General features: G+C 59.0%; 9 protein-coding genes and 6 pseudogenes. 7 read left to right on the top strand and 8 right to left on the bottom strand.

Annotated elements, in window-relative coordinates; genetic code table 11:
* From PAF17_RS19585 to PAF17_RS19570, 4 genes are all read right to left on the bottom strand, one after another.
* Positions 1-180: hypothetical protein (locus PAF17_RS19585; protein ID WP_271890408.1), on the bottom strand; the 180-nt coding region annotated here is incomplete at its 3' end.
* Between the two features lie 588 nt (positions 181-768).
* The gene (locus PAF17_RS19580; RefSeq protein ID WP_271890754.1) at positions 769-1,137 is read right to left on the bottom strand and encodes a response regulator; all 369 of its coding nucleotides are present in this window, start codon (positions 1,135-1,137) and stop codon (positions 769-771) included.
* Between the two features lie 48 nt (positions 1,138-1,185).
* Positions 1,186-1,800 (bottom strand): response regulator transcription factor, encoded by a 615-nt coding sequence (locus PAF17_RS19575; protein ID WP_271890753.1) that lies wholly within the window; start codon positions 1,798-1,800, stop codon positions 1,186-1,188.
* Positions 1,797-3,677 carry a sensor histidine kinase gene (locus PAF17_RS19570; RefSeq protein WP_271890752.1) on the bottom strand — a complete coding sequence of 627 codons (1,881 nt, stop codon included), beginning with the start codon at positions 3,675-3,677 and terminating at the stop codon, positions 1,797-1,799. The genes PAF17_RS19575 and PAF17_RS19570 overlap by 4 nt, the downstream gene beginning before the upstream one ends.
* 152 nt (positions 3,678-3,829) lie before the next feature.
* On the opposite strand from PAF17_RS19570, the pseudogene PAF17_RS19565 reads away from it, so the two are divergent.
* Positions 3,830-4,087 (top strand): annotated as a pseudogene (locus tag PAF17_RS19565) (IS6 family transposase); the annotation flags it as partial.
* Between the two features lie 53 nt (positions 4,088-4,140).
* On the opposite strand, the pseudogene PAF17_RS19560 reads toward PAF17_RS19565, so the two are convergent.
* Together PAF17_RS19560 and PAF17_RS19555 are read right to left on the bottom strand one after the other, a co-directional pair.
* Positions 4,141-4,861: pseudogene (locus PAF17_RS19560) on the bottom strand (IS6 family transposase).
* A gap of 23 nt (positions 4,862-4,884) precedes the next feature.
* Positions 4,885-4,989 (bottom strand): annotated as a pseudogene (locus tag PAF17_RS19555) (IS110 family transposase); the annotation flags it as partial.
* A gap of 249 nt (positions 4,990-5,238) precedes the next feature.
* Between PAF17_RS19555 and PAF17_RS19550 the strand changes: the two are divergent.
* The 3 genes and pseudogenes from PAF17_RS19550 to PAF17_RS19540 form a co-directional block, all read left to right on the top strand.
* Positions 5,239-5,481 carry a BrnT family toxin gene (locus PAF17_RS19550; RefSeq protein ID WP_271890751.1) on the top strand — a complete coding sequence of 81 codons (243 nt, stop codon included), beginning with the start codon at positions 5,239-5,241 and terminating at the stop codon, positions 5,479-5,481.
* A gap of 35 nt (positions 5,482-5,516) precedes the next feature.
* Positions 5,517-5,771, top strand: coding sequence for a BrnA antitoxin family protein (locus tag PAF17_RS19545; protein WP_271890750.1), 255 nt, complete (start codon positions 5,517-5,519; stop codon positions 5,769-5,771).
* An 87-nt stretch (positions 5,772-5,858) separates the two neighbouring features.
* Positions 5,859-6,245, top strand: a pseudogene (locus PAF17_RS19540) (IS6 family transposase); the annotation flags it as partial.
* 151 nt (positions 6,246-6,396) lie between these two features.
* On the opposite strand, the pseudogene PAF17_RS19535 reads toward PAF17_RS19540, so the two are convergent.
* Both PAF17_RS19535 and PAF17_RS19530 read right to left on the bottom strand, forming a co-directional pair.
* A pseudogene (locus tag PAF17_RS19535) lies at positions 6,397-6,964 on the bottom strand (ISKra4 family transposase); the annotation flags it as partial.
* Positions 6,965-7,217: 253 nt separating this feature from the next.
* Positions 7,218-7,928: an IS6 family transposase gene (locus PAF17_RS19530; RefSeq protein ID WP_271890749.1), complete on the bottom strand. Its 711-nt coding sequence runs from the start codon at positions 7,926-7,928 to the stop codon at positions 7,218-7,220.
* A gap of 49 nt (positions 7,929-7,977) precedes the next feature.
* On the opposite strand from PAF17_RS19530, the pseudogene PAF17_RS19525 reads away from it, so the two are divergent.
* From PAF17_RS19525 to PAF17_RS19515, 3 genes and pseudogenes are all read left to right on the top strand, one after another.
* A pseudogene (locus PAF17_RS19525) lies at positions 7,978-8,439 on the top strand (integrase core domain-containing protein); the annotation flags it as partial.
* A gap of 121 nt (positions 8,440-8,560) precedes the next feature.
* Positions 8,561-8,881, top strand: coding sequence for a hypothetical protein (locus PAF17_RS19520; RefSeq protein WP_271890748.1), 321 nt, complete (start codon positions 8,561-8,563; stop codon positions 8,879-8,881).
* A 224-nt stretch (positions 8,882-9,105) separates the two neighbouring features.
* Entirely contained in the window at positions 9,106-10,038 is a 933-nt protein-coding gene (locus PAF17_RS19515; RefSeq protein ID WP_271890747.1) for a Hint domain-containing protein, read from the top strand.
* Positions 10,039-10,477 lie beyond the last annotated feature (439 nt).

Here is a 10,477-nt window from a genome sequence, read left to right as displayed (position 1 = left end):
GGTAACGTCGGAATATTGCAGATCGGTATCGTCGAATTCGACAATGAAAACCGCGTTGGACGTGTCCGTGACGCCCTGGTTCTCAAGAAACGTTTCGATCGGCAGCGAGGTTACTTCCAATCCGCCACCGGTATTGTTTCCCGTGGCGATCGCATCCACGGGAAATGTCAGCGTAGCCATTTTGGGAGGCCTTTCCAATTCGTAGCCAACTTCCGTATCGCGATCTTTCGAGCAACCATCTACCAAAGCGGAATAGAGGTCACCCGAGTAGACAGCCGGAAGTTATGACAATGAGGGTTATATATTATGCGGTCGCGCGACATCCAGGGTAGTTCATCCGTCTTGCAAAACGCCCTTGATCTGTCCTTGGCGGCTATCAGGACATCTGTCGAGTGGATCGTCGCGATCGTACCGCATTCTCGCGCAGAGGGTCCAGCGCATAGGCGGCCTGAAAGTAGATCGGGGGTTGTCTGATCAGCGTACATTGATTGTCGAAAAGCTGGTGTGATTGCCCGTGGCGGCTCTCGGGGTCATGTGGGCGTTTCCTTCACTGAAAATCGATCTGGCGCGGGTCATCGGTGCCTTTTGTGTCGGTACTGGTCGGGACCGAATGCGGTTTTATTCGAGGACGTCTGGCTTACTCCGGATCTGCAGTTGGCTCTGACTTTCTCCGCCGCCCCCACCAGCGGCGAGGCCGACGAGCCAATGACTTGGCGGGAAGAGTATACGTTTCCGTCAAGTTGCGGTATATTGGACCATGTACCTACATCAGGCCGATGCGAGCCCGAGAATGCGCGACAAATCCCGCGCCGAGAGCGGTTTAAGCACATACCCCACGGCGCCGGCACCCAGGCAGGCTTCACGAGCGCCGGGCTGGTCCAGCCCCGTCATGACCGTGATGCGTAGGCTGGGATTCCTGTCTTTCAATGCCGAGATCAGGGCGGGACCGCGCAAGCCGGGCATATGCAGGTCCACGAGCACATGGTCGGGACGCATCGAGGCGCACCCTGCCCGCAGGCCCTCACCGGATTGGAAAACCACGGTCGGACAACCCAGCGACCCGACGAGGCGGGATAGCCCCCGGCAGACCGAAGGATCGTCGTCGACAATGGCAACAAGGGGAGTACGCTGGTCCATTTCGACAGAATAGGTCAGCCAAACCGGGGGCGATATTGGACCTCGGGCCTATGTGGCGGTCGTGCGCTGCGTGACAATCAGGCCGATCAATTCCGCCAGGTTGCGAGCCTCCATCTTCTGCATCATCCGCCCGCGATGGACCTTGATGGTCTTTTCGGCGGTGCCAAGCCTTGCGGCGATCTCCTTGTTCAAGTGCCCTTCGACAACGAGGTCCAGCACCTGGCGCTCGCGCGGCGTCAACCTGTCCAAACGGGCGTTGACTGCGGCCCGATCGCGGCGTTCGACACGATCCTTTTCTCCTTGGGCCAGCGCCTGCTCCACTACCGCCAGAAGCCGGTCACCATCGACGGGCTTCGTCAGGAAATCCACCGCACCGGCCTTGATCGCGGCGACACCGCTGTCGATATCGCCCTTGCCGGTCAGGAAGATCAGGGGCACCTGAATATCCATTCCAGACAGCTTCTCCTGAAGCTCCAGCCCATCGAGGCCGGGCATCTGCAGATCGACGATGGCACAGGATGGGTGTTCAGGGTTGAACGCCCCAAGGAATGCATAGCCACCCGCATGTAAACGGCATTCGATCCCCGCCGCCGAGAAGAGCCGCCCAAGCGCCTTGAGGACTGTGGGGTCGTCATCGACCAGATGGACGATCGCACCTTTCACAGCGCGGGCAGTCGCAGCGTGACACGCGCACCATGCGCCAGACCCTGTTCAAAGTGCAGGCCGCCGCCATGTGCATGAGCGATGGTATTGCAGATCGACAGGCCCAGCCCCATGCCATTACCCTTCGTCGTCGAGAAGGGGCGGAACGGGTCCGCGGCGATTTCGGCATGCAACCCGTCTCCCTGATCCTGCACGGCAAGCTCGCGTGTGCCATTCTCCGCCAACATCGTCGTGATCTCCATCCTGCGCGCCTCCTGCGGCTTGCCTGCCAGGGCATCGGCGGCGTTTAGCATGAGGTTCAGTAGAACCTGCTGAAGTTGTGCCATGTTTCCCTTCACAGGCAAAGCGCCCTGAATCAGATGCGTTTCGACCGTGACGCCACGCATCACCATCTCGTTGGCGGTCAGGCGCACGGTGGCACGCACCACCTCGTTCAGGTCAAGCGCATCCATCGCTGTTTCACCACGGGCCATGAGCCGACGCAACCCGGTGATGATCCCGGCGGCGCGACGGTCATCCTCGGCGATATCAGCAAGGATATCGCCGATCTCCGTCATGTCTGGCGGATCGCGCGCGATCAGCCGCCGGCCAGCCTCGGCATTTGCCAAGATAGAGGTCAGCGGCTGATTCAGCTCATGCGCCAGTGCGCCTGACAATTCGCCCAACTGGCTGACCCGCGACAGATGCGCCAGTTCAAGCCGCTGATCGCTGGCCAGCCGTTCTGCCCGCTCCCGCCGCGCGTTCTGGACGACCAGCAGTCCGATGAGCATGAATTGCAGCAACAGGACCACCAGTCCCATAAGAAGCCAGTGCCAGTAGAGTTCCCAAAGTGACGGGTCGTAATTGATCAACTGTGTGTCGGCGGGCAGCAGCGCCTCGTCGATGCCGAAGCGACGAAGCTGTTGCCAGTCGATCAGCGGGTGGGCCGTCATCGGTGTGATGGCGGGCTGGGAGGCGGTACCATTTAGCACCTCGATCATGCGTTGCGCCATGGCGACGCCCATATCGCGGAACGGTTCGACCTGCCCACCCAATGGCCCCAGCCCGACGAACGTGTCATAGAAGCCATATACTGGCGCGGTCGATGCTGCTGCCACGCGCCCCGCAGCGGGACCTGCCCTATACTGGCGCCCCTCTTCGTCCTGCACAAGCATCAGAAATATTACAATCGTGTTGGGATCGAGCCCCGCGACATACTGCTCGAACCCCTTCAGCGTCAGGTTGCTGACGAAATCGACGGGAATGTCTTCCACATCCGCCAGCGCCTTGCGCGCTCGGTTCTGCCAAAGGTGATCAAACTCGCCCGATCCGGTCAGCACCACGGCCCGCGCGGCATTCGGCTGCAGGGTTCTGGCCAAGTTGAAGGTTCGGCGCAGGTCGAAGCTGTTGGTGATGCCGGCGACATGTTCAGGCAAGTGGATCTTTGCCAGTTCCTGCGCAGGGACTGCGCCGAAGACAATCGGAAAATCAGCGCCTGCCAGATCGCGGTAATCACGGGCCAATCCAATCGCGTCGATACCGACCGCGACGACCGCATCAAAGTCTGTGTCGCGGAATTTTTCAAGTATTTGTCCGACAAATTTTCCGTCCGCCTCATCGCCCGGAAAACGGTAGAGATCGCGGAACTCTGAATAGGTCTCGAAATCCGGACGGCCTTGGGTATCCAGAACCGCCTGCATGCCGCTGGAGATCTCCAGATTCGCGCGCAACTCGGCGTGCCCGGAATAGATTACCAGAATGCGTCGATAGAGATCGCCGGGTTGGGCTGATGATACGTCGGCAAATGCCGCGAGCACAAGAACGACCAGAAGCAGAGGACTAGGGATCGCGCCCGGCAATTTGAAGCACAATCGCTTCACCAGTGTGTCGAAGTCCATTCCAGGTCGCCCGAATTTCGTTCACCAAGCTCTGCTTATTGGAGAAATTGATGAATTGCCATCACTCCGGTTGCCCGATGTCGCGTAGCCTTTAACAGCCTGCTGGGCATTGCCAGCTTGCTGAGGCCCCTCGCGCAGAGTAGCCGGTGGCCATGAAGATACCAGCCGAGATGCCGCGCCTGAAGGGCTACCGTTTCCCCCGCGAGATCATCGCATATGCGGTTTGGGCCGACCATCGTTTCGCCCTCAGTGCCGCTGACGTCGAGGATCTGTTGGCGGAACGCGGCGTGGCCGTCAGCCGGGAGACCGTGCGGAAATGGGTGAACCGATTTGGCAGGCATTTCGCCGGATACATCAAACGCGACCGTCCCGCCGCCGCGGAAAAATGGCATCTGGATGAGGTCGCCGTCCGGTATTGCCAAATTGTTTGGGGAAGCCCGTGATCGTCAGCGAGATCTGGGGATCAGGGGTGCATTTCGGCAGCATAGCTGCGCCACAGGTCGAACGCATCGGCCCTGGCATGACGATATGAGATTGCAGAGAGCCGATAGCGGCGGGGCCGGAAGATCACGTTGATCTGGTCATGGGCTGCGAGAAAACTCTGCGCCTGCCGGGGTGACTTGAACCGTCCCATGATCTTTTCCCGTCGTCGGGTCGGGCGGTGTGCCCCCTCAATGCGATTATTCAACCCCTTGTGCGCCCGATGATCTGCGTCCGGCATCAGCTGGGCAATCGGCTTGCTGTAACTGCGCAGCTTGTCCGTGACGACGACACGAGGCATGCCGAAACGGGTGATCAACCGTCCCAAGAAGCGCTTTGCCGCCTTTGCGCTTCGGCCCGGCTGAACAAGAATGTCCAGCACATCGCCCTTGGCATCGATCGCGCGCCAGAGCCAGTGCTTTACACCGTTGATCGCGATGACAACCTCGTCGAGATGCCATTTGTCATTCGGTCGTGGCCGGTCGTGGCCGGTCGCGGCGGATGCAGGTGGCAAAATGCGCGCCGAACCGATTGATCCAGAGGCGGATGGCCTCCCGGCTGACAATGACACCCCGTTCCGCCAGCAGATCTTCGACATCCGCCGCGCTCAGTGCGAGCCGGTGGTACAGCCAGACCGCGTAGGCGATGACCTGACGCGGGTAGCGAAAGCCTTTCAGGCGCGGCATGGACCACGGAATGTTCATGCCACAGCCCTATCCGAATGAACCCGCTCGATCAATTTGGCAATGCCAGCATTGCCTTTGCTGTCAGCGCCGTGGACCTGGAACACATTCTTCGCAAGATCCAGTCCGACCGTGATAATCTCCGACATGACCGCCTCCCAATTTGGATTGTCGCGATCCCACCTTGGCACATCGATGCCGCCGGAGGGCGGATACAGCAACAAAGCCCCTATGCCGCAGAAATGGCCGCTTGAGAACCTGCCGGTTCGTTCTTCTCAATTACGCGAAAACAAGTTGGCAATCCCTCAAACAGAATTCTCCTAGGTGAGGTTTCTTGATATCATCCTCTGGTATCTGTACATACAGATACTATATCGAGAGAGTAAAATAAGCGCATGATGATCGTCTGGGACGAGCCGAAAAGGTTGACCAATCTGGCCAAGCACGGTCTCGATTTCGCAGACTTGGACGAGGTGTTCTTCCTGTCGTCGCTGGTCGTTCCAGCGAAAGAGAACCGTCACATGGCGATCGGGCGGCTTGCAGACGGCACGATCACTGTCGTCTTCGCCGTTTTGGGAACTGAGGGCGTCTCAGTGATCTCGATGCGCCCCGCCAGCCGTAAGGAAAGGGAACTGCTATGACCAAGAGACCGATCAGCGAAGCTAAGGTTCAGGCGATGATCGCCAGCGACCCGGATTCACCGGAGGCTACTGACGCACAGCTCGCCCAGGCGAAGCCCTTCGCCAAGGCGTTTCCGGCGCTGGCCGAGAAAATGCGCAAGAATGCGGGTGGTCGTCCGAAGGCCGAGAACCCGAAGGTCGCCGTATCTTTGCGCCTTGATCCTGAAGTGGTGTCCCGCTTCAAATCTGAGGGGCCGGGCTGGCAGACGCGCATGAATGAAGCGTTGCGACAGGCTGCAGGGCTGAACTGATTTTGAGGAGCAGACTGACCGGCTTGGGAGTGGACAAAACGGCACTGTCAGGTTGCTGACGCCGAAACAGCAGGGTAGTTCCCCGTCATGCTGAACACCGAAGATCTGTCGCGGATCAAAGGCTTCCGGTTTCCGAAGAGTGTCATCGGATCTGCCGTCTGGGCCTACCACCGGTTTGCTTTGAGCCTGCGCGAGGTCGAGGATCTTTTGGCGGAACGCGGCGTCACGGTGTCTTATGAGACGGTCCGGGATTGGGTGAACCGCTTTGGCCGACAGTTTACCGCCAGGATCCGTCGGGACCGTCCGGCGCCGGCCGACAAATGGCATCTCGACGAGGTCGTAATCCGGATCAAGGGACGGAGCCACTGGCTTTGGCGGGCAGTCGATGCCAATGGGGATGTACTCGACATCCTGGTCCAGTCGCGGCGCAACAAGGCCGCTGCCCTGCGTTTCCTGCGCAAACTCATGAAACGTTGAGGCCAGCCCCGAGTTCTCGTGACGGACAAGTTGCGATCCTACGGGTAATCCCCCCGTTTTTGCGGGGGCAAGGTCGGGAACCATTGCGGCCATCTTCAGTTTCTGTGCAGGGGGCATCCAAACATGCACGCCGATTGACAATTCAGGCCGACATCGTATCCGCGTCTCCTAGGCTTGCGTCGTCGTGGCCCAACTCGTCGGCGACGCCCCCCAAGCGATTTCGAACGGTCGTGTTCGACTGAACCGAACAGGGCAGGAACATTTCGATCAATCGAGCGGCTTCCCGGAACGAGTGCCTGGCCCCCAATTCAGCCTGCAGGCGCCGAAGTTCAGGAGTCGCACGGTCAGAAAACAGCCCGGCAAGGGGTGATTGTGGCACGGAGTTCTCGGTCCCAGCCGGTTGGCACAAGCAGCGTCGAAGCCTTGGCCACTTCACACGAATACGTCCGAAAACTGTGTCGAGAATGCGGCCTCGATCATCGGATCGCGCGGTGTTTGTAGCAACTATCGCATTTCCGGCGAGCTTCCAGTGCTTCACCGACCTGATCTTGCACAATCGCTTCCTACAAACGCCTCAACAAAATCTTTGCGTCGTCGAGGAGAAGGCCCAAATTCTCGGAACCAAACTCGCCCGGCGCTCGACGAAGTCGACCGATATCGCGCCTTCTGGTTTCTCCATCGTCAAACGTCGTCTCGACAAAAATGCTCACATCCATGGTAGGTCCCGCCTTGTTCCAAGGCCTTAGCGTTGACCAGCGGGCTGCCGCGTAAGCAGGTGGCAGCAGATTTTGGCGTCGACTTCTCGACGCTGAGCCGTTGGATCCAGCAGGATCGGCGCAATCCTGAGAAGCCAACCGCCTAGTCAGATCTCGAGCGCGAGGTCGCCGAGTTGCGGAAAGAGAACCGCATGCTCCGGGAGGGCATTGCCAAGTTATTTTCACCGGCCGAAAGTGGCCTGCGCCAAGCCCGTCATGCGGTCATCTCGCGGGCATAGTCGACCCATAGGCGGAACGCATCTGCTCTTGCATGACGATAGGAGTTGGCGGTGAGGCGATAGCGGCGGGGTTTTAAGATGGCGTTGATCTGGTCATGAGCGGCGAGAAACCGCTGCGCCTGCTTCGGTGACTTGAACCGCCCCATGATCTTCTCTCGCCGCCGCGCCGGCCTATGGCTGCCCTCAATCCTATTATTAAGCCCCTTGTGAGCGCGGTGATCAGCAACTGGCGCGAGAGATTTGATCGGCTTGGAATAGCAGCGCAATTTGTCCGTGATGACCACTCTTGGCTGACCGAACTGAGCAATAAGTTTTGCCAGAAAGCGATTGGCGGCCTTCGCGTTGCGGCGAGTCTGAACCAGAATGTCCAATGTGTCGCCATTGGCGTCGATCGCGCGCCACAGCCAGTGCTTCACACCATTGATCGGGATCACAACTTCGTCCATGTGCCACTTGTCGTTCGGGCTCGGCCGTCCGCGGCGGATACAAGTGGCAAAATGCGCACCAAACCGGTTGACCCACAAGCGGACCGCTTCGCGGCTGATGATCACGCCGCGCTCCGCCAAGAAGTCATCCACATCCGCAGTGCTTAAGGCAAAGCGGTGATAAGCCCAAACCGCATAGGCTATAATCTCACGAGGAAAACGAAAGCCCTTCAAGCGCGGCATGGACGATGGGATCTGCATGCCCAAGCCTCTACCCACGCAGGTCAACACAAACAACTTGGCAATGCCCGGCGATATCATCCCCGGTGCCTTCCTCATCTATTCCCATGACCGCGAAATCATCGCCTGGCGCGCTGTGGCGAATGCCGGGATCAGCGGTTCCGATATTCGCGATATCATGCTGGAGGCCGTCGAGCGTCGCTTCGGCGCTTACCGCACCCCCTCCCGTCATCGAGATGACGTCCGACAACGGCTCACCTTATATCGCGAAGGACACGCAGATCTTTGCCCGCCAGTTGGGTCTGAAGCCTTGCTTCACGCCGGTCCAGAGTCCGCTGAGCAACGGCATCTCGGAGGCTTTCGTGAAGACGCTGAAGCGCGACGACGTCCAGGTGACGCCACTGCCACCGCCCAGGCAGTTCTTGGATTGATCGGAAACTGGATCGAGGATTACAATGACAACCACCCCCACTCAGGGCTGAAAATGCGCTCGCCCCGCGAGTTCATTGCCACTCAAATCGCAACCGCCTGAGTGTCCGGTAAAAGGGGGCAAGACCAAACCGGAGATATAGACAAGACGCACCACAACGGAGGATGATGTCATATATTCTGTGTAACGTAGATCCGGTCCTTACTTCATCGAAAGGAAAGACATGCGCCTCGCAATAACAACTCTAACCGGACTGCTTCTGGCGGGCATGGCCCATGCCCAGTCCGAAGACTGGATGATGGAAGACTGCATGGTCGCCACGCAGTCCTACTTTCAGGAGTTCGAAGCTCGGACAGACATGAAATACGAGGGTCAGCGCACCGATGGCACATTTGCCATTAACGGCACGATCTACCTCGAAACCCGTAGCGACGACGTCCAGTGTTCCTATGCTTCCGACGGCCAGACAATGGTCGATTACTTCGCGGAGGGCGAGGCGCGCCCCGATTTCGCAAAAGGAGGCAAGAGCCCGTACATGGACTGAAACAGTCCGCAATCAGCCTGTGGCTCTGTTCCTGCGCAGGAAATTTGCCTTTTTCCTCCCTTGGGCATCGAGGCTCTGAACAATGGCAAATATGACCGGACAGGGTATCGGTTTCGGTAAATTCAACAAAAAGAGGAAGACACGGTAACGTTCATGATAGTAATCTCGAATGTACAGTTCTTCGGGCTGCTCTGATCTCGGGTCTATAGAAAAAGGGACATCGAATGGTTGACTACGTGATCAATGCTGATGCGCTGGGACAATACTCTCAGGCGATGGGCAATAACGGCACGGATGATACAACAACCGTCAACATTTTTCCCGGGTTTCAAGGCACCATCTCGGTTCTGTCGGACCAAGATGACGGCGAGATCGACAACACCATCGTCAATCTTCCGGCTGGTTGGACGCTGAGCGAGAACATCACGAGTGAGCTTCCGGGCGAAACCCCACCGACAGTTTTTCGCAGCTACGATGTGCTCGATTCCTTCGGCTTTCGTGTTGGTAGCCTCAATATCACGACGAACGAAGTCACCATCCCCTGCTTTGGCCGCGGCACCATGATCGACACGCCGCGCGGCGCGGTTCCGATCGAGACACTTTCGATCGGCGATCATGTCATCACGCGCGACCACGGCGCCCAGCCCCTGCGCTGGATCGGCTCGAAGGCGCTCGACGTGACAACCCTGATGCTGCACGACAATCTGCGCCCGATTCGCATCGCCGCAGGCGCGCTGGGTGCCCGAACGCCCTCGAGCGATCTGCTCGTCTCGCCGCAGCATCGCATGCTGATCCGCTCGCGCATTGCGCAGCGGATGTTCGGTACCACTGAGGTGCTGGTCGCGGCCAAACAGTTGCTTGAGCTGCCAGGGGTGGAGATCGCCCGCGATCTGGTCGAGGTCGAATACTTCCACATCCTGTTCGAGCGGCACGAAGTCGTCATCGCCAACGGTGCCGAGACGGAGTCTCTCTACACCGGAGCGGAGGCGTTGAAAGCGGTCGGCCCGGCGGCGATCGAGGAGATCTTCGCGATCTTCCCGGAACTGCGCGACGCCGAACGGCCCGCACCGGCGGCGCGGATTCTGGTGCCGGGGCGAATGGGTCGCAAGCTGGCGGAGCGCCATCACAGGAACGGACAGAAGCTTGTCAGTGCGTAGATCGCTGCGTCGGATCAGTCCAGTATGATTTCAAATGTCAGGTTTCGTCAACTTGTAAAGCGCTGGCCTGCGGCGAAACTGCTCCTTTACGCCGCAGGCGTCAGGCCACGCGGACGATCTCGGCGTTGAAGCGGTTCAGAAGAGTGATACGGTTCTCTGCGCCCATTCCTGAGTCACTACGCGAGCCAATCTGGCGCGGCGCTTGAACGGAGTACGCCGCATAAGAGGCCACCGGTCCAGTCAACTGGTGACCCCGATCATCCGGTCTAGAATCTGAAGTTGGCGCCCACCTTGATGGCATGATTCTCGGGCGTTGCTTCGGTGCTGAACCCGGCATCATCAGTCAGGGTATCGCGACCGAAATCGCGGTATTCCCATTCCCCGAACAGCGATACGCGCTCATTCACCATCCGTTCGACACCCAGGCCCACGGTCCAGG

Origin of the sequence: Paracoccus onchidii (genome assembly GCF_028294535.1) — a bacterium.
GTDB classification, from domain to species: Bacteria; Pseudomonadota; Alphaproteobacteria; order Rhodobacterales; family Rhodobacteraceae; genus Paracoccus; species Paracoccus onchidii.
Note: the sequence above shows the minus strand (reverse complement) of the source record. Positions and strands in the feature narration are given on the sequence as shown.